This window comes from Jeotgalibaca ciconiae, assembly GCF_003955755.1.
Classification (GTDB): domain Bacteria; phylum Bacillota; class Bacilli; order Lactobacillales; family Aerococcaceae; genus Jeotgalibaca; species Jeotgalibaca ciconiae.
Genome location: NZ_CP034465.1, coordinates 567,980 through 590,227, shown reverse-complemented (window position 1 = coordinate 590,227; position 22,248 = coordinate 567,980). Strand labels below are relative to the sequence as shown.

The following is a 22,248-nucleotide window of genomic DNA, read 5'->3' as shown; positions in this document are numbered from 1 at the left end:
ATCGTTAAAGGTACTTCATTTCCTCTGAGATGGAAAACCATTTTTATGAAAATCATTAATTAATCTTGCTTCAGCAATTTCTGCTTCTTTCTTCGTTTTAAAGCCACTTCGTTTACGATAAACATCTTTATCTGTGACTGGATCCACCCCAATGTAAGAATGAAACATATATCGAGTGTCGCCATTTTTTAAACTGTATTTCTTTATCATTATTATCTTTTCCTTTCATTCACGCACACGCCTATGCTTTATGAAAGAGAGTGTAAAATATTTTGTGTAAATAGAAAAAAAGAAGTCCCTTCTGTAGAATAGAGTTACCACAACACATTCACAGAAAAGAGGATTTCCATATGAACGATTTTACTACAGAAATTCTAAAGACTCTAGTGAACAAAGGCGATTTGAATGAATTATTCCGTGTCCATTTGGAAAAAGCTGTCAATACGCTTCTCAAAACGGAGTTAACGGCTTTCCTCGATTACGAAAAGTACGATCGCATTGGTTTTAACACGAGTAATTCTCGCAACGGCTCCTATGACCGTACGGTCAAGACCGAGTACGGGGAACTTCATCTCCAGATTCCACGCGACCGCAACGGCGAGTTCAAGCAACAGACTGTTCCTGCTTATAGACGGACGAATGATACCTTAGAGGAGACCGTCATTCACCTCTTCCGAAAAGGTATTACCATGTCGGAAATCGCAGACTTGATTGAGAAAATGTATGGGCATCACTACACGCCCCAAACCATGTCCAATATGACTAAATCATTTACGGAAGAAGTCACTTCATTTAAGGAACGTGAGCTTCATGACCGTTATGCCGCTATTTATATGGACGCAACCTATATCCCTTTAAAGCGGAAAACCGTCGCCAAGGAAGCCATTCATATCGCAGTTGGCATTCGCCCGGACGGTTCAAAGGAAGTCTGTGATGATTTTAAAATGGTGTATCAAGCGTCATCTAAAAAGGCGGCATGGGAAGCTCGTGGTGCTTTTGCGGAAAAATGGAAAACCAGCTATCCAAAAATGGTGGAATCGATCCTTTCGAACGATTACCTGCTCACTTTCTATGATTTCCCATTAGCCATACGCAAGACTATTTACTCTACGAACGTGATTGAATCCTTTAATAAGTAAATCAAGAAATACAGCCACCGCAAGGAACAGTTCCAAAATGAAGAGTCGATGGAACGTTTCTTAGTCTCGTCTTTTGATACTTACAACCAAAAATTCCTAGGTCGCAGTCATAAAGGTTTCCAACAGGCCGAAGGCGAGCTCGAACAAATGCTGAGTCAACCGATGGAGAATTAGAAACAATCTACAGTAGGGAAGAACCATTTACACAAAATTATTGACGCTCCCGATTAATACTTAATCAAAGTTTATACAATAACTTTAATTAACTATTTATATCAAGCCATCTAAAAAATTATTAACTAATGGAATACATAGTTCTGAACTTCCCATTTAAATAATGCTGAGCATAAATTATTTTAAGAATTCATTTTAGCCCTTTATAAAAGGTATGAATTATTCAGGTTAATATTATAATCTTAAAATTTTGAAAAATTAGGAGAATAAAATGAATTGGATTGAAATTCTAAATTTAGTGATATCAATATTTGCAATAGGTGTTTCTGTTTACTCTATTTATTTAACAGATCAAAATAGACAGAAACAGCAAAATTTAGAAAAAGAAATGCAAGATAATGAGTTCAGATTTTCTAGAAGAAAAGTTTGGTATGACAAACAAAATATCATAATAGATACTACTCTAGAGAAAATTACAGAAATTAATGGAAATCTCTTAAGAATCAGAATGCTAGTTAGGAAACAGACCAATCAAGATGGTAATCTTAGTGAAATTGACCAAGAAAGATTACGTAATTACCTTCATACTATTGATAATCATATTGATTATATCTCTGCAAAAAAGCATTATTTCCCCAAAAAATTTGATAAAAATATTGAATCCATCATTGATTCAACCAACTTTTTATTTTCAGAATTAGGTGACAATACGAAGTTTAATGAAGATGAAGTAAAGTTACAGCTAATAAATATCAGTGTTGAAACCGAATTTTTGATTGAGGAAATTCGGAATAAATTCATTGAAAGAGAATAGTTTTATTATTTTATAATTTAAAACCATTACCATTTTTGGAGTAGTAATGGAAATGGTAATGGTTGGTAATGGTTTATAGCAATTGTAAGCAAAGCTTTAGAATTAAAAAAATATAAAAGCCCTTGAAAGTGTAAGCGATTTCTGATACATTTTAAGTGCAACCGGTTTCACTTTATTGCGTTTTTTATTGCGTAATTATACACATCAAATTAATTAGGAGGAAGAAATATTGTCGAATAAGATTAGGTACAAAGTGTTCTCTTATCTAGCTTCAATGATTATGCTGCTGAATGTTATTGTTCCAGCCATTATACCCATTCAGGTTATGGCCCAAGAAGCTACGGAGAATGTCGCGCAAACGATTTCGATAGATGCGAAAAAAGACGATTGGGAAGGAATCGATCCAATTGAACCGTCAGTTGAGGAATTTGATGAGTCTCTTATTGGAAACTTACATTTACACAATGATGATGAGTTTCTATATTTTTGGGTAGATGCAAATAATATTCCAAACTGGGGTGACGATGGTCACTACTTGAATCTCGCATTGCAGGTAAATGATGAGGATTCAGAAAATAGTGGGAATCCTTGGGCGTCGAAGTTTAATTATTCAGGAATGGATAATAAACCACAATATCAACTATCTTTCAGAATCAAGAATGATACAGAAGTTAATTGGGTACAGTTTAGTAAAGCGAATAAAGAAGGCTTTGAAAAAGTACTAGATTCTGAAGATCTCGAAGGTGCTGAATTTAGCGTTAATCGTGAAGTCGGTTTTGAAGGGAAAATACCTTTAGAGCACCTGGACTTAAAAAACGATGATGCTGTCAGTGTACATGCTGTCTTAACAGGTAATAACGATGGACATGGTGCTTTTGATGTTATTCCGAAAGTTGACGAAAATCACATCGATTCTACTACAGATGGTAAAGAAAATTCAGATATACAGTCTACTTATACGGCACCTTATACGGTTGTCATTTCAGAAGGGGTTGAGGTTCCAGAAACTCCAGTAGTTCCTGAAGAACCTGAAGTACCGGAGGAACCTGAGACTCCAGAAGAGCCCGGAGAAACAGAGGAGCCAAAAGAAGACGAATCAGAAATTAGCGATTTACCGGCAATTGAAGAAGGACATTTCCGTCTACACTTCGAAAAATTATTGCACGAAACACCCTCCCAAAATGGTCTTTGGTTATGGGAAGATGTTGAAACACCGTCATCTAGCTGGCCAACTGATGCAATGTCATTTGGTGAAGCAACGAAAACAGAGTACGGATATGCTATCGATATTCCGTTAGCTGAAAATCCAGAACAAATTGGGTTCTTAATCAATTCACTTCAAGGCGCATCAGGTCAAGTAGATAATATGTTCGTTGATATCCTCACACCTGAAATGAAGGAAGCTTGGGTTACTGCAGAATATGAGATATTCCCTTATGAACCATTAAAAATAGAAAACACCATCCGAGTGAACTATTTAGGTAGTGACTATGAACAATTAGGTTTATGGACTTGGGGGGACGTAGAGGCAACAACAGATGGTTGGCCAAGTGGAGCGCATGATATGGCCTCAGGTGGTCGTTATGGTGCTTACTATGACTTACCAATCAAGGCAGACGCGTCATTAGTTCAATTCCTATTTTTAGATAAAGCTGGTGATGCTCAAACAGGTGATTATTCATTAGATAAATTCGACCACACGCAAATATTCTTACGCGCAGGGGACGATACAGTTTATACGAATCCATACTTTGCGAGTGAAGTTGGTATTGTAAGTGCTGAAATTGTAGCGGCTGACCAATTAGAAATTGGTTTTCACTCATTAGAAGGCGTTACAGAAGAAATGATTCGAGAAGGCCTGTCATTACTCAATTCAGACGAAGACATTGATCTATCAAATTATACAATCACAATGGATACAGAACGTAATGTTGTCATCTTAGAAGGCGCATTTGATTTTGAACAGGGTGCCTATAAAGTTATTTATAACCAACGCAAGATTTTAGTAAACGTTGGATGGCGCTTGAAAGATTCTCTTTATGCCTATGATGGCGAATTAGGCTTAGTTTTCGGTGAAGACGGTACGCCAACACTGAAATTCTGGTCGCCAAGTGCGAATAACGTAAACGTTATTTTATACGATAAAAATGACCAAGATGAAATTGTTAAAAATGTTGAAATGACAAAAGGAGACCGTGGTGTTTGGGCAGTCGAATTAGACGATTCAACAACTGGTTTATCAGATGTCACAGGTTACTTCTACCACTTTGAAATTGATCGAGGCGGAGAAAAAGTTTTAGCTCTTGATCCTTACGCTCGTTCAATGGCGCAGTGGGATAATGAAAGAGAAGGTCAGAACTATATTGGGAAAGCAGCAATTGTAAACCCAAGAGACATTGGTCCTGATCTAGACTTTGCAAATATTGAAGGATTTGAAAAGCGTGAGGATGGTATTATTTATGAAGTGCACGTTCGTGACTTTACGTCAGATCCTACTATCGCAGATGACTTAACAAGTCAATTTGGTACATTTGCGGCGTTTGTTGAAAAACTAGATTATATCGAAGATTTAGGAGCGACTCACGTTCAATTATTACCAGTGATGAGCTACTTCTTCGCGGATGAGTTTAACCGCCATGAACGTATGCCGGAGTATGCGGCAAGTGGAACCAATTATAACTGGGGTTACGACCCGCAAAGTTACTTTGCGTTAACGGGTATGTATTCAGAAGATGCAGCGGACCCAGCGAAACGTATTGAAGAATTCAAGAACCTAATTAATGAAATCCACAAGCGTGGTATGGGTGTTATTTTAGATGTTGTTTATAACCATACAGCTCGTGACTACATCTTTGAAGACTTAGAACCAAACTACTACCACTTTATGGAAGCTGACGGTACGCCGAAAACGAACTTTGGTGGTGGCCGTTTAGGAACAACTCATGAAATGGCTCGTCGTGTATTAGTCGACTCAATTACTTACTGGGTTGAAGAATACAAAGTAGATGGATTCCGTTTTGACATGATGGGTGACCACGATGCGGAGTCGATTCAAAAAGCTTATGACGAAGCAGCAGCGATTAACCCGAATATTCTAATGATTGGTGAGGGGTGGGTAACATACGCTGGAGATGACGGCGATAATGTACAACCTGCTGACCAACAATGGATGAAAGATACAAAAGCAGTTGGATCATTCTCTGACGAAATGCGTAATGAATTAAAATCAGGATTTGGTAGTGAAGGTGAGCCACGTTTCTTAACCGGCGGAGCTCGTTCAGTTGAAAGTATTTATAACAACTTAACAGCCAACCCTGGAAACTTTGAAGCGGACGATCCAGGCGACGTTGTTACATATATTGCGGCGCATGATAACTTAACCTTACATGACGTTATTGCACAATCGATTCAGAAAGATCCAAAAAATCACCAACAAGAAATTCACGAACGAATTCGTTTAGGAAACTTGATGGTTCTAACGGCCCAAGGAACACCATTTATTCATGCCGGACAAGAATTTGGACGAACAAAACAATTTAGACATCCAGACTTTAAAACGACTGTACCAGCAGATCAAATTCCAGATAAAATTACTTACATGGAGGATACAGACGGAAACCCGTTTGAATATCCATACTTTGTGCATGACTCGTATGACTCGACGGATGCGGTAAACAAGTTTGATTGGAACATGGCTACAAACACAGCAGACTTCCCGATCCATACAACAACTCGTGCTTATACAAAAGGGTTAATCGAGTTAAGAAGAAGTACGGATGCATTCAGCAAAGGGACAATGGCGGAAATTGATGACATGGTTTCGTTTGTTAGAGTACCTGAAATCAAGAAAACAGACTTAGCAATTGTCTACCGCGCAACAGATTCAGCAGGTGATACTTACTTTATTTTAATCAACTCTGATGATAAAGAAAGACATTTAACGATTCCATTTAATTTATCAGATGGTGAAATTATAGTGGATGCTGAAACAGCAGGAACAACTACGATTGCTAACCCAGAAGGCATTTCAGTTGATGGAAATGAAGTCGTACTAGATGCTTTATCTGCAGCTATTATTCGTGTAGACGAGTTAGTTCCAGTTGAAGTAGAGTCCCCATCAAGTGTTGAATCACCAGTAATTAATGAAGATGGCACCGTGACATTTAGCTATGAAGGTGACGAAACAACAGAGACTGTCAATGTTGCTGGGAGCTTTAACGGTTGGGAAGCAACTGCCTTCTCAATGGAAAAAGGCGAGGACGATGTTTGGTCAGTTACGGTTGACGTAACACCAGGTGTTTATGAATATAAATTCGTTGTGAATGGTGATAACTGGATAAACGATCCAGCTAACGATATAATCGCTGGTAACGATGGAAATAACCAATTAATCCTTCCAGGTTTAATTATCGAAGGAGATAAGGACGTTGAACCAGGTGCTACTGTTACATTAACAGCCACTTATGTGAATGACGAAGGCGAAAAAGAAGTAGTAGATGCAGACTTTGCATTAGCAACTGAAATCGCTGGTGTTACAATCGCTGGCAACAAGGTAACGATTTCGGAAGATATTTCACCAGCAACTGAAATTATAATTGATGCTACTTTTGATGGAGATAAAGCAACGCACACAATCTTTGTCGTAGGTGAAATGTATGAATATACAATCAACTACATGCGTCCAGATGGGCAACAAGCGGATTGGGGCTTATGGTTGTGGACGGCAGATGTCGACGGAAGTGCTTATGCATTTGGCGAAGAATCAACAGGTGGTTATGTACAATCAACTGTGAGCTTTGCTTCAGATAAATTGAATTTAATTACTCGTTTAGGAAACTGGGACTCTCAAGAAGCAGATCGAGTGATTACGATTCCAGAAGGTGAAAAGTCTGTTGAGGTTTGGATTGTCGGTGGAAACCCAGAAGTTTACTACTCACTAGATGATGTTGAATTATTAGATCAACGCTACATCGAGTTAACGTATGTTCGTAAGAATAATGACTACGAAGACTGGAATTTATGGGTGTGGGGAACAGGCGTTAAAGATGACGAGATTCTCTTCGATGAAATTACAGACAAAGGTGCCGTTGTCCGAATCCCAGTTGGTTATTTAACAACTGAAGTAGGTTTCAAGATTCGTAAAGGTGACTGGGTAGAAGAAGATCCATTTAATGAAGACCGTTATATTGAAATTCCTATAGGGGAAATGATTTCAAAAGTAATAATCGAAGAAGGAAAAGGTGAATATTTTGCCGTTCCATCTATCAATGGTCCAGTTTTAGAAGATGGGAACGCTACATTCTTCTACCGTGATCCAGAATTATTCTTGGCAAGTGAAATGGATAAAATCGAACAAGTACAATTAAGCATTACAAAAGAAGAAACAGCGGATGCCGGTGCGTTTGCAACATTTATGCGCAACATCGTTGAACTATTCCGAACAAATGCGAATACAGAAGTGTATGATATGACGTATGACGCAGTAAACGAATACTATGTTCACACGATTGAAGACATTGAAGTAGGGAACTACGACTATACGTACCTTGTTACTATCGATGGCGAAACAGAAGAAGTTGCAGATCCATATAACACAAACGAAGATGGTCGCTCAACATTATTATTTGCGCAGCCGACTGTTACAGCTGAAACATCGATCAATCCAAAAACTATTTCATACAATGAAAATGCAGTGGTAACGATTGATTCAGAAGTATCAGATGACTATGAGTTAAGAGCAGCTTATATCGACTTAACGCCAATAGGAGGACCAGAACGTGTCGCGATTAACACAGAACTCATGGAACATACCATAGCTGTTAAAAATACGATAGAACCAGGTGTGAAAACATTAAATATCGTATTAGTAGACGAGTTTGGTAATCGACACAATTCAACAGTCGATGTAGAAGTGAAGTCACGTCAAATTAAAGACGATGCAGACTTTGATTGGGATGAAGCACGAATTTACTTCATGCTAACGGATCGATTTAGTAATAGCGAAAAACCAGAAGGTATGCCATCAAATGAACTATCTGAAAGCTACCATGGTGGAGATTTCCAAGGTGTTATCAATAACTTAGACTATCTAGAAGAACTAGGCATTAACACAATCTGGATAACACCAATTGTTGATAATATTGACGATGGCATGGAAATGGCCAATGGTGAAGATCGATACGGTTACCATGGTTATTGGGCAAAGGATTTCACAAAAATTGATGAGAATCTTGGTGACAAAGAAACATTTGCTACACTGATTGATGAAGCGCATGATCGTGGTATGAAGATTATGGTTGATGTGGTGTTAAACCATGCTGGCTATGGTATGAATAACGCTGACCAATTTGAGGGTATGATCCGTGAAAACCCAGTAGCGACTGATGATATTCTTGGAGAATTAGATGGCTTACCTGATTTTAAAACAGAAGATCCAATAGTTCGTGATCGAATCATTCAATGGCAAGTTGATTGGATTAAAGAGCTTGATAAATTTACGACAAAAAATAACAACACAATTGATTATTTCCGAGTAGATACAGTGAAACACGTAGACAACACAACTTGGAATGCATTCAAGAATGAAATTACAAGAGAAAAACCGGACTTCAAGATGATTGGAGAATGGTATGGGGCAAGTGTGAATAGTACAGGTGATCAACTAAGAACAGGTCGTATGGATTCTCTTCTAGACTTTAACTTTAAAGGACAAGCAGAACGATTCATCAACGGAAATATCTCTCAAGTTGAAAAAGAATTGTCAGACCGAAATGGTAAGATAGATAATACTGCTATGTTGGGTCAATTCTTAAGTAGTCATGATGAAGATGGATTCTTATATAGTCTAACACAAGGTGAAAATGCCCTTACAGAAGAAGAGGCTAGAAACAAGTTTAAAGTAGCCGCTGCCCTTCAAATTACAGCTAAAGGACAACCCGTTATTTACTATGGTGAAGAACTTGGACAATCAGGATTAATGCATGATGATTCAGTTGGTAGATATTACGACGAGAACCGTTACAATCTTGATTGGAGTATTGCAAACGACGATAACGATATGTTAATGCACTACAAGAAACTATTAAATATTCGTGCCGACTACTCAGATGTCTTCTCAAAAGGAACACGTCAACATGTAGCTGGAACAAACGAAACAGGCTACTCAGTGTTTGCTCGTACGTACGGTAATGAACAAATATTTGTTGGGTTAAACACGAATGAAGATGCAGTAGAATCAACATTTGCAGTAAACTCGACAAGTAGCGCAAGAGTTTCAACGTTTGCACTAGGATTAGCGGCTGGTTCAGAAGTTATTGATGTATATAATGACGTAACTTACGTAGTCGCAGCAGATGGTACAGTAACGATCGACATCCCTGGGAACGCGGATGGCGGTACAGTTATCTTAGTTGCAGGTGATACGGTTGAAGAACCAGACGGATCGGACACAGATGATTCAACTGAAGAAGACGCAGCTACAGACAGTGAAGAAGACGCAGCTACAGACAGTGAAGAAGACGCAGCTACAGACAGTGAAGAAGACGCAGCTACAGACAGTGAAGAAGACGCAGCTACAGACAGTGAAGAAGACGCAGCTACAGACAGTGAAGAAGACAATTTACCTTTTACAGGAAAAACAAACGATCTAATGGTTTCAATCATTGGATTAGTCTTCATCGGAAGTGGAGTTGCGTTAGCATTTACGTTTAAGAAAGACGAAAGAAAAGAATAGAATACTATTAATTAAATGAATGACTCCCCTTTGAAGCAGAAATGCGGATGAGGGGATTTTTTTTGTTAGAGAGAAGTTGGACTAGGTAATATCCTAATCTATTTCGAAATAAATCATTATAGCCAAGAATATAATGACCAAATTAAAAATAGAGACATCAGACTGATTATTACGCGCCTTCAGGCCCACCTATCCACTCTCTTGAGTCTTTGGATATCCAATTGGAGTCCGCTTATACGTGCTTTGAGTCCAGCAAAATAGCCATGCCAGTTTCAGCATAGCTATTTTAGGTGATTTTTCTATTTATTGTTGATTGAAGGAATGGTGTTCGCACATATTTAGCTGACCGGTGTCATACCAAACCGCATTATGAACGATTCTGTCCATTATCGCGTCCGCATGGACACCGCCACCTAGTCTTTGATGCCAATCCGATTTTCTAAATTGTGTACAATAAATAGTGGAGCCGGAATCGTATCGACGCTCAATAATCTCAAAGAGAAATTTTAAATCTTCTTCCAATAAGTCATCCAGTAACCATTCGTCTATAATAAGCAAACCATAATTGGAAAACTTTTTGATGAGATTCGTTACGCCTTTAGGTTTGAGGGTCGCTTCATCTCGCTCGATTAATAGATCAGGGAGGCGGACATAGCGCGTTCGAATTTCTTGTTTACAGGCCTCCTTGCCTAAAGCACAAGCTAAGTATTTTTTTCCTGAACCTGTAAACCCTTGGAAAATAACATTCTGTCGGTGATTGATGTAATTGCAGGTTGCCAGTTCTTGAAGGGTTTGACGGTCAATCTCGCGTTTTTCATAGTGGATTGAAGCAACATCTGCGTCTTGTATTCGGAACTTGGATCGTTTAATTAATCCACTTACTCGTTTATTGTATTTTTCTTGGTAAAGGTAATCGATGGATATCTGTAGGCGTTCGTCAAAAGGCAAGTGTCTGGTATCCTGATCCATTTCTTGCATCTCTAATGTATCTACAAATTCGCTTAAGTCTAATTGTCTTAATTTGCGTACTGTTTCGTTGTCAATCATTGATATCTCCTCCATAGTATTCTGGGCCTCTCACAAAACCTAGGGTTTCTTTTTGGGCACTTTCTGCTTCTTCTAAAATCTCTTTATTATTGGGGTTGTTTAAAATGGTGTTTAACTGACGATACCTTGGCGAGTGAAGTCGTTCTAAAGCAATTTGACATGCTTTCTCTAAGGCTTCATTGGAGTGTTTCTTTGATAGATTTAAAACAGACAAACAAGACTGATACCCTTGTTCTTTGAGTTGTAATCTCTCAAAAATACGTTGAATTACTTTATAAGTAAAAGGACCAATCGTTTGTGCCCAATTTAGTAACCTCTGTTCGTTCCATTCTAGTCGATTAAATTGATCTGGCAGGTGTTCAGGTAAGGTTGAAAAGGTATATTCTTTATAGGTGGGAAATCGTTTGTGAGTAGCAATTCGTTCATTTTGATAATAGATTTCAAGAAAATGAGCGGTTACTTTTAAATCCACTTTCTTTTTTACATATTGGTAGGGGCAGGAGTAGTTGTTTTTTTGAAAGGTAATATGGCAATCGAGTTTAACGGTTCTTCCGTAAACCCACTCAGCAATTTCATAAGGGATTGAAGGCAACGGTCGGAGTTTTTCCTGTTCTGTCTCTGTGAATATGAGCCGTCGGCTTCCTTCACGTTTCTGAAAAGGTTTGGCATTATAGAACTCCAGTTTTTCACGAATAGCTGCCTTTAACTCGCCCATAGTCGTAAAGATTTCATTTCGCAGTGGAGCAATCACGGCCATGGCTATTTTACCAACTGCGCCTTCTACAGCTGCTTTCTGTTTTGGTTTACGTACTTGAGCAGGCATGACAGCCATTACGTAATGATTGGCTAAAGACTCATACTGCTCATTTAAGACAATATCTCCTTCTTTTGGATGGCTGATCACACCTGTCTTTAAGTTGTCACTTATAAGCCGGATAGTCGTTCCGCCAAAATATTCAAACATGTTTATGTGGCAACGAAGCCAAGTGTCGCTTTTCATATCAAGTGTGGGTTCTACATAGGTGTATTGACTGTAAGGCAGGGTTCCTACAAAGAGGTAAACAGTTATTAATTCACCGGTGTCAGTATCGAGCAAATCCATGGTTGAGCCGCTCCAATCGACTTGAATCGATACACCGGGTTTATGTTTTAAGTGATTCGTCAAGCGGTATTGATCAATATGTCTTTGATAGTCTTCACAAAATTTAGTGTACCCAACCGGAGGCTGACCCAAAAGTCTCTTTTATTTGATTACATTGTGGATAAATAAAATATAAAACGAAAGGAGTTTTCCACAGTGGATAACTTTGAGAAAAATATGATAACAATAAAAGAGCTTCAACTGAGCCAATTGTTTTTATCGCATACGAAGATTGTGAAAATAAATGAATGGTTTTCGTCTGATTTGACGAACTTTTCACCAATCACGATTCATTCCTTTTCGTGGAGTGAAAAACCAGTCCTCATCGACGGCCATACACGAGCCTTTGTAGCGGCCCAAAATGGCATTCAAGCGTTACCTTTTATCCTAGAAGAGGACGTTATCTCTGACGATTTAGAAAATCTGTATCACCAATGTGTGGAGTGGTGTAAAGTGGCACAACTCCACGAGATTCTTGATTTATCGACTAAAATTATTTCGCAAGCAGAATATGAAGATTGTTGGATTGGCTGTTGTGAGACATTTTTGGCGAAGCAGGATAAATCGCAGGAACCTCTTAGTGACTCAACTATTTGAGGGGGCTCAACTGAACCCCCTCATCTCTTTGAAAATCAATCATCATCTGGTATCGTTCCTCAGAAGGAGTATGCTCGTTATTTTCTGTAAGAATAGCTCCTATTTTATCTGTGATTCCTTTCATGACCCATTCGATCTGAACTGTTTCCTGCTGTCTGAATTGCACTGCATCCAAACAATATAAAAACAAAGTGACTCATCGATAGAATCAACACGATTATTTTTCACGAAATCAATCCTTTCAACCAAGCAATTATTATGATAATTAGCTATAATAGATAGAAGAGTAATCTTATAAAAATGACAACGCTTTCTGTTTTGCTGTACGATTTAAACAATCTTTTTGAATGAAAATAAATTTGAAAGGAATGCGTTGCATCATTGTGAGTTTCTAGCTGACAAACTTATATTTGAGATTTGTAATAAAAAGGTTTAGTAAAAAGGAGATTTTATTTTTGGCAAAAGGTGAATTGGCAGACGAAAAATTATTATTTAGTCCTCAAGCTTTGAGGAAATTAATTGTCCCTTTGATTTTTGAACAGGCACTTGCTTTATCGATTGGTTTCTTTGATACGATGATGGTCGCTTATGCGGGGGAGCAAGCCGTATCTGGAGTTGCTTTAGTAGACAGTGTCAATTTCCTGGCGATTAACTTTTTCTCTACTGTTGCGGCCGGGGGAGCCATTATTGTAGGTCAGTATCTAGGGAAAAAGGAAAGCAAAATGAGTAAGCATGCAGCAAAACAGCTATTTTTGGTTGTTGCCTTTATTGCTACTCTTGTAGCAGTTATTTCTCTTGTTTTTAACCGCCAGATTTTACAAACTTTATTTGGAAATGTGGAGGCGCCCGTTATGGATAGTGCCGTCACTTATTTTTACGTAACAGCTGCTTCGTTTCCATTTTTAGGCCTTTTTAATGTATCTGCTTCATTGCTAAGGGTGATGGGCGATTCTAAAAAAGCAATGATTAATGCACTTATCATGAATGTCATTAATATAGTAGGAAATTCTATTTTTATTTATATTTTCAAATGGGGTGTATTTGGAGCCGCATTATCGACTTTAATCGCAAGGGTGATTAGTTCCTTCTCCATGATGTATGTGTTGCGGAATCCTAAATTGCCTGTCTTTATAAGTTCTTACAATCCACGCGATATTGATTTTAAAATGATAAAAAGAATTTTGCGAATCGGGATTCCGAATGGTTTGGAAAATAGTATTTTCCAAATTGGGAAAATTATTATGACAGGATTAGTGGCGACGTTCAGTACTGCCTCCATTGCAGCACACGCAGTGGCAAACAGTTTAACTGGATTAGAAATTATACCGGGTGCTGCCATGGGACTTGCTATTACTACCGTCGTTGCTCGCTGCGTCGGAGCAGGGGAATATGAGCAAGCTAAGTATTATACAAGACTATTGATGAAAAAAGCCTATTTATACATAATTGTGCTTAATATTCCGATTCTGTTTGTATTAAAGCCGGTTTTGAATTTTTATAGCCTTTCGCCAGAAGCGATCAATCTGGCTTTCCAAGTCATGATTCTTCATGGAGTAGCTGTGATGTTGATTTGGCCAGCCTCTTTCACACTTCCAAATGCACTGAGAGCAGCAGGAGATGTTGTTTCAACGATGTACGTATCGGTATTCTCAATGTTTGTCTTTCGTGTAGGATGTAGTTTTCTCCTTGCTTATGTTTTTGATATGGGGCTAATGAGCGTTTGGATTGCGATGATTGTCGACTGGACTTTCCGCTCCATTTTCTTTGTAATAAGGTGGCGTTCCAATAAATGGCAACGGTATTCGATAATATAACAAAAACAACTTATAAAACATAATAAGAAAAGCGGACAAGTCCGCCTTGGCCTATGAAAAAATAGGAAATTTGACCCTGAATGAGCAGCGAAGCGCGCAATGGGGCAAATTTATCTTTTTTTCACTAGGTCAGGACTTGGGAGCTAGACATTGATGGCTGAACTTATAATCCCCTAGTCTATAAAAAAATTCAATGAAATTTCTATATTAAATGAGCTCTTTATTCCTTACATTTCCTTACTTTGTGATATAATATAAGTAAATAATCGATTAGGAGATGAGGAAATTGAGGACAAAGAATAAACCACTTATCTACGCAAAAATGACTTCAAAGAATCAAGTTACAATCCCTAAACAAGTAAGGGAAATCTTACAAGTTGATTCTCATGACGAGCTTGAATTTGAATTGCAGGATACTGGGGAAGTTTTAGTAAGAAAAAGAGAAGATTCAGATAACTTTTGGAATAAAGTAGCAGAACTTCAAGAAAAGTATGATGTTGTGGAAGAAAAAGAGCTTTATTGGGGGCCAGATGTAGGAGCGGAGGAGTTTGATTAATGTTTAATTTTAGACAAGGAGATGTTATGGTAATTGATTTGAACCCAACAAAAGGAGTAGAAACTCAAAAAAAGAGGCCATGTGTAGTCGTCAGTAATAACCATTACAACCGCCATCTGAACACAGTCATTGTGGCTCCTATCAGTAGTTCCGAAAAATATACAGAAGAATATTATTCTCAATCACCTTTTTTTATTCAGATACCAGATAATGATATTGTTCATGGCACAATTCTTTTGCAGCATTTACGCAGTATAGATCCAAAAGCAAGAACAAAGAGTGTAGTTTTATATCAGCTTCCCAAAGAAATTATTGAAAAAATGAAAGCTGTCGTGCATCATTTTTTCTGACAAAAAGGAACTAAATTAGTAAAGCAGAAAGAAAACATCCTCTCAAAATAGAGGATGTTTTGATTTTAGAGTATAGTTTGATAAATTTTTTCTAGCATCAATGTCTAACTAGCAAGCTCTGGCCTCACATAAAAAAGAATATTCTATTCTTCACACTAATTTTTGAAAGTGCAAGGTTAGACTGGAAAAAAAGACTTGAACCTACCAGTTTTTTTAAAAGTGTAAGCTTGGGCTAATAAAAAAGCTCTGAAGCTACCAAAATCACATTGTTTCAGTACTCAAGTCCTTGGTATTTTTTTAATCAGCTTGGCGGGTACACCACCAAAAATAGAATTGGGAGGAACATCCTTTGTCACGACTGCTCCTGCAGCAATAATAGAATTCTCTCCAATCCGAACGCCAGGCAAAATAGTCGCATTAGAACCAATCCACACATTCTTTTCAATGATAACGGGTGAAGAATAGGTTGTATTTCTAGTTTCCAATGGGATCCCATGATTCAAGGTTGCTATGGTAACATTCATCCCAATCTGACTTCCATCTCCAATAGTAATGCCGCCTCGATCTTGGAAAGAACAACCAGTGTTAAAGAAAACATTCTTCCCAATACTGATATTTTTTCCAAAATCAGTATGAAAAGGTGGGAAACACATGAAAGAAGAATCTACTTCTTTTCCAGTCAATTCACTAAAAACTTCAACAATTTCTTCTCTTGTATGAAAGGAAGTATTTAATCTCATTGTCAATTTCTGAGCCTCTTCGCTGCATTGAACTAATAAGTTATGAAGATCGTCTCCAACAGAAATAGGATAACCTTGCCTGCAATATTCAATAAAACTTTTCATATCCACTTTTTTCACCCCCTTTGTTTAGAAGCTCGTATAATCATATCACTAATCGATACTTCAGCAGGAGTATCGATTGCGTAGACAACGGCTTTAGCGACATCAATTGATTGCATGCCAATTTCCTTTTGAAGCTTTAAAATTTGATTCGAAGAATCTTTATCTGAAATAGATTGATAAAGTTCGGTATCGGTTGTTCCCGGTGAGATGAGGGTTGATTTGATATTATTGTCGATTTGCTCCTGTCTGAGACCCTCCATAATTGCCCGTACTGCGAATTTGGTACCGCAATAAACAGCAGAATTTGGATAAACAACATGGCCGGCAACAGAGTCAGTAGAAATAATGTGACCCGATTTCTGTTGGATCATAGCAGGAAGAACCGCGCCAATTCCATATAAGACACCCATTATATTAGTATCCAGCATAGCTTTCCATTCATGCACTTGTTTTTCTTCTAAAGGAGCAGTAGGCATAATTCCAGCATTGTTAAACAAAACATCAATTCGTCCAAATTTATCCCGTGCCAATTTTGCCAAAAATTCAATGTCCGCTTGTTTTGTAACGTCAGTAGTTTGATAATAAATTTCTGCTTGAGGGTATTTCTCTTTGATGGCTTTTAATCGCTCCACTCGACGAGCTCCTAAGACGAGCTTCGCTCCTTGTTCAGCCAATAAGGATACTGTTGCTTCTCCAATACCACTGGAAGCTCCGGTAATCATAACAACTTTGTTCTTAAGACTCATTTAAACTCCTCCTCAAAATATATCCTTTTCAATGTCTATTATAAGCTGTTACAATAGATGAAACTAATACCTATAACAAATATCCAGGCATGCTTAAAAGTTATAGGAAGAAAGGAGAATAAATTGGAATTAAGAGTAGTGCAGTACTTCATTGCTGTAGCGACAGAGAAAAGTATTTCATCTGCTGCAAAAGCGCTACATCTTTCTCAGCCAACTTTATCACGGCAATTGAAAGAGCTGGAGGAAGAATTGGGCGTTTCGCTGTTTCTCAGAGGAAATCGCGAAATAACACTGACGGAAGAAGGCGTTTATTTTCTAAAAAAAGCAAAAGAAATCGTGGAATTGGTCGATAAAACGACAAATGATTTTAGTAGAAATTCGACAGATATTAGTGGCGAAATTTTTATTGGTTGCGGAGAAACAGAAGGTATGCGGATGATTGCGAAAACGTTAAATAAACTTCAAAAACAATACCCAAATATCCGTTTCCATCTATATAGTGGTAATTCTGACGATATTTCAGAAAAATTGGATAATGGTTTATTAGACTTTGGAATTTTTATTGAGCCTACCGACAAGAATAAATACAATTATCTAAAACTTCCTTATCAGGATCGCTGGGGTGTTCTGATGAGAAAGGATAGTCCATTAGCAGAAAGGGCAGAAATTCAGGCTCAAGATATTATCGAACAACCACTTCTAGTTTCTCGCCAAAGCATGGTTAATAATGAAATATCAGGCTGGCTAGGAAAAGATGTTGATACAATCAATATTGTGGGAACTTACAATTTAATTTACAATGCAGCAATTATGGTAGAAGAAAAGATTGGGATTGCTCTTTGTTTAGATAAGTTGATTCCCGTAAAGGACAATCATGAACTTTGTTTCAGGCCTCTCTATCCTTCTTTAAAAGTGAACTTAAATATCGTTTGGAAAAAGAATGAAGCTTTTTCATTAGCAAGTAAAAAATTTTTGGAACAACTAAGAGAAGATATTGCAAAAGATACTGAATAGATTTAAGAACAATACTTTAAAGAAAAGGAGGAGAATTCTTCAATAAAAGACCACTCTTTTGATTTATTTGGTGTAGACTGATAATGAAGAGGAAGGAGGGAATAAGAATGTTTTCATTGTTTGTTTTAATGCTTGAACGTGGCGGACTCATTATTATCCTTGCCTACTTGTTAATTAATATTCCCTATTTAAAAAATGTATTGGTAAATCGTTATCAAATGAGTGCAAAACTAAAATTAATCATCCTCTTTAGTTTATTTGTTTTTATTTCAAATTTCACGGGTGTTGAAATCAGTCAAAATCAAATGATTGAAAATCAATTTGTAACCGAGCTTTCTGCAGGTTCTGCTCTAGCTAATACACGAGTGTTAACGATCGGTGTTTCTGGTTTGATTGGGGGATCCTCGGTAGGAGTAGTTGTTGGGCTTATTTCGGCGACTATGCGTTTTTTCCAAGGGGGAAGAGATGTTCATATTTACATGATTTCTTCTATCCTCATTGGACTGTTTTCTGGCTATTTTGGCAGTAAATCCATGAAAAAGAATATGTATCCTTCTGCTTCTGAAGGTTTGGTTTTAGGTGTTCTAATGGAAGCAATTCAAATGATTTGCATCTTTATTTTTGGAAGTGATTATATAGAATCATGGAGTTTGATCCAATTCATTGCCTTGCCTATGATGTTGACAAATAGTATTGGTACGGGGATTTTTATGTCCATTATCGAAACGACCTTGCGGCAAGAAGAACAAACCAAAGCCGTACAAACACATGATGTGTTGCAACTGGCAAATCGAACCATGCCTTATTTTCGTTCTGGATTGAATAAAGAATCCTGTGAAAAAGCAGCTCAAACCATCCAACAATTTATGAAGGTGGATGCAGTGAGTATAACAAATCAAGAAAGAATTTTAGCTCATGTCGGCGCAGCAAGCGATCATCATATTCCAACTACTGAGATACTGACAGAATTGTCTAAAAAAGTTTTACAGACTGGGGAAATCAGTGAAGTGCATTCGCAAGAAGAGATTGGATGCAACCATAGTGGATGTCCGTTAGAAGCTGCTATTGTGATTCCATTAAAATCGAAACAGAAAACCGTCGGAACGTTAAAAATGTATTTTACAGATAAAAACAAGCTCACATTCGTTGAGCGTCAGTTAGCAGAAGGTTTAGGAAATATATTCTCGCAACAAATTGAATTAGGAGAAGTAGAATGGCAAAGCAGATTGCTGCAAGATGCAGAAATCAAATCACTTCAATCTCAAGTGAATCCACATTTCTTCTTTAATACGATCAATACAATTTCTGCATTGATTCGCATCGATAGTGAAAAAGCTCGTTCATTACTGATTCAACTAAGTAATTTTTTTCGTTCTAATTTGACAGGCGCTAGAACCAACTTAATCCCATTAACGAAAGAACTAGAACAGGTAGAAGCCTTTCGAACATTAGAGGAAGCTCGTTTTCCTGATCGTTATCAGCTAGAAGTTCAATATGATAAAGAACTGGAACAAGTTTTACTACCACCATTTTTGATCCAGGTTTTAGTAGAGAATGCTTATAGGCATGCGTTCAAGGGGAGAAAAAAAGACAATCGAGTTTTAGTATCTATTCGGCGTCAAGGAGAGTCTATTCGAATCAGCGTCCAAGATAACGGGGCAGGGATCACACCTGAAGTTTTAGGGAAATTAGGAAAAGAAATTGTACATTCAGAAAAAGGGTCGGGATCAGCCATCGAGAACTTAAACAAACGGTTGCTTAGTTTATTTGGAGAAAATGCTCAATTACAATTCGAATCGACGCATAAGGGAACAACCATATTCTGCGTGATTGGTCGCCGTGAAATAGAGGAGGAAAAAGATGCATACGCTAATCGTAGATGATGAACCTTTAGCAAGAAATGAATTAACTTATTTATTGAAACAGTGTCCTGAGATTTCTTCTATAAAAGAAGCAGATTCTATAGACGAAGCAATCAGCATATTAATTCAGCATAAAATTGAGCTGGTTTTCTTAGATATTCATTTAACAGAAGAGAGCGGACTAACCCTGGCTAACAAGTTAAACCAGTTACAACAACCACCTATCATTATTTTTGCGACAGCTTATGACGAATATGCGGTTCAAGCATTTGATTTGAACGCTAGAGATTATGTTTTGAAACCTTTTTCGTTAGATCGGATTCAGCAAGCAGTAAAAAAGGCTGCTCAGACTTCTCAAAAAATAACAACACCCATTGTAGAAGACATTATTCCCATACAAACAGAAGAACGAATTTTTCTATTGAAAATTTCTTCTATAATAGCGGTAAGCATCTATCAAGGGGAAGTACATTTAGATACAGAAGAAAAAACATATACAATCCATGACACTTTGAATACTTGGGAAGAAAAATTAAGCGGCCATCCTTCCTTTATTCGAGTACATCGCTCTTTTATTATTAATAGCACGAAAATAAGGGAAATTCAACCTTGGTTTAACCATACTTATCAACTTACCATGGTAAATCAGATGAAAGTACCAGTGAGTCGTTCGTATATGAAAGCATTTAAGAAAAAAATCGGCTTATAAAAATGAATTTCAGAACTACAGGCGTGCATCTCAGCCTGTAGTTTTGTTATTTCAGCAGAAAACAGTCTCTTTGAAGCGAAATATGAGTAAAATAGCAGTATAAATTGAAAGGGGATTCATAAAAGGAGGAGAAAGAATGATTACTTTAATTGGCGGGATTGCATTATTGCTTTTAGGATATTTTACATATGGGAAGTACATTGAGAAAAATTTTTCGATTGACCCTAGTCGAAAAACTCCTGCAGAGGTACTGAAAGACGGCTATGATTTTGTACCGATGTCAAAAGGAAAGAACGCTATTATTGAATTATTAAATATTGCAGGAACTGGACCGATATTCGGACCTATCATGGGTGCTTTATATGGACCAGTTGCTTATATATGGATTATTGTCGGATGTATCTTTGCGGGAGCTGTCCACGACTACATGTTGGGGATGATTTCTTTAAGAAATAACGGAGCTCACTTGCCGGAGTTGGCCAGCAAATATTTAGGTAAACCGGTCAAGCATGTGGTAAACATTTTTACGATGCTATTATTGATGCTTGTAGGAACCGTATTTGTTACTTCACCAGCTAATTTGATTGACAGTATTACGCCGAACTGGTTAGGATTGGGCGTAATTGTTGTGGTAATTTTTGTGTATTACATTATTTCTACTATTTTACCGATCGACCAAGCATTAGGAAAAGTTTATCCATGGTTTGGAGCGATTTTGATTATTAGTACAATCGCTATTGGAATCAGTTTACTATTTAGCGGCAGCCCTATTCCAAATCTAACCATCAACAATATTCAAAATTTCCATCCGGGTGGATTAGCCATTTTCCCAGCTATTTTCTTTACCATTTCTTGCGGAGCATTATCCGGTTTCCACGCTACCCAAGCGCCTATGGTATCAAGAACCAGTACGAATGAAAGAGAAGGTCGCTTTACTTTTTACGGTATGATGATTGCTGAAGGAGTCATTGCTATGATTTGGGCAGCAGCATCAATGAGCTTATTTGACGGTCAAACATTAAGTCAAATGATTGATGCCGGTACAGCTTCATTAGTCGTTAACGAAGTGTCTATGATGTTATTAGGGAACGTATTCGGTACTGTAGCCATTATTGGAGTTATCGTACTGCCAATATCATCTGGTTTATCGGCTTTTAGAAGCTTGCGGACGATATTAGCTGATTACTTAAACATCAAGCAAGATACAATGAAAAAAATCTTGATGGTCACAATTCCCTTGTACCTCATTTCCTTTGCATTAACCAATGTTGATTTCAATATCTTATGGAGATATTTCAACTGGGCAAATCAGGTAACAGCTGTGATTTCCTTACTCGTTTCTACGCGTTATTTGTATCTAAAAGGAAAAAATTATTTGGTCACGTTACTGCCAGGAGTATTCATGCTGTACGCAGTAGTGGTTTATATTTTAAGTGAACCCATTGGATTCCGAATGGGACTGACAGTGATAACATTTATCGTTGCCTTGATTATTTCAGTAGGGATCTTGATGCTATTCTGGACATCAGGCAAAAAACAAAAATTATCAGTTGATCCAGATGGAGAGCTAATCAATGATCAGTTGCCAATTGGAACTTTTTCTTCAGAAGGTATTTAACTCATCAGAATAGAATAGCCATAAAAGGAAGTTAGGGAGAGATTCTTAACTTCCTTTTTTTATAGACTAGGGGATTATAAGTTCAGCCAT

At 37.6% G+C, this 22,248-nt stretch carries 15 protein-coding genes and 1 pseudogene; 11 read left to right on the top strand and 5 right to left on the bottom strand.

The genetic code is table 11. The features are described 5' to 3' along the window. Window positions 1–15 precede the first annotated feature (15 nt). A complete protein-coding gene (locus EJN90_RS02665; RefSeq protein ID WP_126108750.1) occupies window positions 16–210 on the bottom strand; it encodes an Arm DNA-binding domain-containing protein in 195 nt (64 codons plus the stop codon). 140 nt (window positions 211–350) lie between these two features. Here EJN90_RS02665 and EJN90_RS02660 point away from each other — a divergent pair. The 3 genes and pseudogenes from EJN90_RS02660 to EJN90_RS02650 all read left to right on the top strand — a co-directional run bounded on the left by EJN90_RS02660 (window position 351) and on the right by EJN90_RS02650 (window position 9,859). Continuing rightward, window positions 351–1,313: pseudogene (locus EJN90_RS02660) on the top strand (IS256 family transposase). Between the two features lie 271 nt (window positions 1,314–1,584). Beyond that, window positions 1,585–2,127: a hypothetical protein gene (locus tag EJN90_RS02655; protein ID WP_126108749.1), complete on the top strand. Its 543-nt coding sequence runs from the start codon at window positions 1,585–1,587 to the stop codon at window positions 2,125–2,127. A gap of 229 nt (window positions 2,128–2,356) precedes the next feature. Beyond that, window positions 2,357–9,859: a pullulanase gene (locus tag EJN90_RS02650; protein WP_126108748.1), complete on the top strand. Its 7,503-nt coding sequence runs from the start codon at window positions 2,357–2,359 to the stop codon at window positions 9,857–9,859. Window positions 9,860–10,162: 303 nt separating this feature from the next. Here the strand turns inward: EJN90_RS02650 and EJN90_RS02645 are convergent, their stop codons facing one another. Together EJN90_RS02645 and istA are read right to left on the bottom strand one after the other, a co-directional pair. Beyond that, complete coding sequence (locus EJN90_RS02645; protein ID WP_126108747.1) at window positions 10,163–10,906, bottom strand: ATP-binding protein; 744 nt, start codon at window positions 10,904–10,906, stop codon at window positions 10,163–10,165. Beyond that, window positions 10,899–12,140 carry an IS21 family transposase gene (gene istA / locus EJN90_RS02640; RefSeq protein WP_126108746.1) on the bottom strand — a complete coding sequence of 414 codons (1,242 nt, stop codon included), beginning with the start codon at window positions 12,138–12,140 and terminating at the stop codon, window positions 10,899–10,901. The genes EJN90_RS02645 and istA overlap by 8 nt, the downstream gene beginning before the upstream one ends. Window positions 12,141–12,203: 63 nt before the next feature. Between istA and EJN90_RS02635 the strand changes: the two genes are divergently transcribed. The 4 genes from EJN90_RS02635 (at window position 12,204) to EJN90_RS02620 (ending at window position 15,364) form a co-directional block, all read left to right on the top strand. Beyond that, window positions 12,204–12,644, top strand: a complete 441-nt coding sequence (locus EJN90_RS02635) for a hypothetical protein (protein ID WP_076765049.1) — start codon at window positions 12,204–12,206, stop codon at window positions 12,642–12,644. Between the two features lie 455 nt (window positions 12,645–13,099). Beyond that, complete coding sequence (locus EJN90_RS02630) at window positions 13,100–14,458, top strand: MATE family efflux transporter (protein ID WP_227872559.1); 1,359 nt, start codon at window positions 13,100–13,102, stop codon at window positions 14,456–14,458. Window positions 14,459–14,744: 286 nt separating this feature from the next. Then, window positions 14,745–15,014 (top strand): AbrB/MazE/SpoVT family DNA-binding domain-containing protein, encoded by a 270-nt coding sequence (locus EJN90_RS02625; protein ID WP_164543983.1) that lies wholly within the window; start codon window positions 14,745–14,747, stop codon window positions 15,012–15,014. Continuing rightward, window positions 15,014–15,364 carry a type II toxin-antitoxin system PemK/MazF family toxin gene (locus tag EJN90_RS02620; RefSeq protein ID WP_126108744.1) on the top strand — a complete coding sequence of 117 codons (351 nt, stop codon included), beginning with the start codon at window positions 15,014–15,016 and terminating at the stop codon, window positions 15,362–15,364. Before EJN90_RS02625 ends, EJN90_RS02620 begins: the two co-directional genes overlap by 1 nt. A 278-nt stretch (window positions 15,365–15,642) precedes the next feature. On the opposite strand, the gene EJN90_RS14095 is transcribed toward EJN90_RS02620, so the two are convergent. Beyond that, complete coding sequence (locus EJN90_RS14095; RefSeq protein ID WP_179950343.1) at window positions 15,643–16,209, bottom strand: sugar O-acetyltransferase; 567 nt, start codon at window positions 16,207–16,209, stop codon at window positions 15,643–15,645. An 11-nt stretch (window positions 16,210–16,220) separates the two neighbouring features. Then, complete coding sequence (locus tag EJN90_RS02610) at window positions 16,221–16,955, bottom strand: SDR family oxidoreductase (protein ID WP_126108742.1); 735 nt, start codon at window positions 16,953–16,955, stop codon at window positions 16,221–16,223. A 123-nt stretch (window positions 16,956–17,078) separates the two neighbouring features. Between EJN90_RS02610 and EJN90_RS02605 the strand changes: the two genes are divergently transcribed. From EJN90_RS02605 to EJN90_RS02590, 4 genes are all read left to right on the top strand, one after another. Next, window positions 17,079–17,969 (top strand): LysR family transcriptional regulator, encoded by an 891-nt coding sequence (locus EJN90_RS02605; RefSeq protein ID WP_126108741.1) that lies wholly within the window; start codon window positions 17,079–17,081, stop codon window positions 17,967–17,969. Between the two features lie 107 nt (window positions 17,970–18,076). Beyond that, window positions 18,077–19,852, top strand: coding sequence for a sensor histidine kinase (locus EJN90_RS02600; protein WP_126108740.1), 1,776 nt, complete (start codon window positions 18,077–18,079; stop codon window positions 19,850–19,852). Then, entirely contained in the window at window positions 19,830–20,540 is a 711-nt protein-coding gene (locus EJN90_RS02595) for a LytTR family transcriptional regulator DNA-binding domain-containing protein (RefSeq protein WP_126108739.1), read from the top strand. The genes EJN90_RS02600 and EJN90_RS02595 overlap by 23 nt, the downstream gene beginning before the upstream one ends. A gap of 136 nt (window positions 20,541–20,676) precedes the next feature. Further along, window positions 20,677–22,158 (top strand): carbon starvation CstA family protein, encoded by a 1,482-nt coding sequence (locus tag EJN90_RS02590; RefSeq protein WP_126108738.1) that lies wholly within the window; start codon window positions 20,677–20,679, stop codon window positions 22,156–22,158. The last annotated feature ends 90 nt before the right edge of the window (window positions 22,159–22,248 follow it).

Bases quoted from the DNA above. Each gene is read 5' to 3' on its own strand.
- EJN90_RS02600 (WP_126108740.1), top strand. From the start codon at position 18,077: ATGTTTTCATTGTTTGTTTTAATGCTTGAACGTGGCGGACTCATTATT.
- EJN90_RS14095 (WP_179950343.1), bottom strand. From the start codon at position 16,209: ATGAAAAGTTTTATTGAATATTGCAGGCAAGGTTATCCTATTTCTGTT.
- EJN90_RS02620 (WP_126108744.1), top strand. From the start codon at position 15,014: ATGTTTAATTTTAGACAAGGAGATGTTATGGTAATTGATTTGAACCCA.
- EJN90_RS02610 (WP_126108742.1), bottom strand. From the start codon at position 16,955: ATGAGTCTTAAGAACAAAGTTGTTATGATTACCGGAGCTTCCAGTGGT.
- EJN90_RS02655 (WP_126108749.1), top strand. From the start codon at position 1,585: ATGAATTGGATTGAAATTCTAAATTTAGTGATATCAATATTTGCAATA.
- EJN90_RS02665 (WP_126108750.1), bottom strand. From the start codon at position 210: ATGATAAAGAAATACAGTTTAAAAAATGGCGACACTCGATATATGTTT.
- EJN90_RS02645 (WP_126108747.1), bottom strand. From the start codon at position 10,906: ATGATTGACAACGAAACAGTACGCAAATTAAGACAATTAGACTTAAGC.
- EJN90_RS02590 (WP_126108738.1), top strand. From the start codon at position 20,677: ATGATTACTTTAATTGGCGGGATTGCATTATTGCTTTTAGGATATTTT.
- EJN90_RS02595 (WP_126108739.1), top strand. From the start codon at position 19,830: ATGCATACGCTAATCGTAGATGATGAACCTTTAGCAAGAAATGAATTA.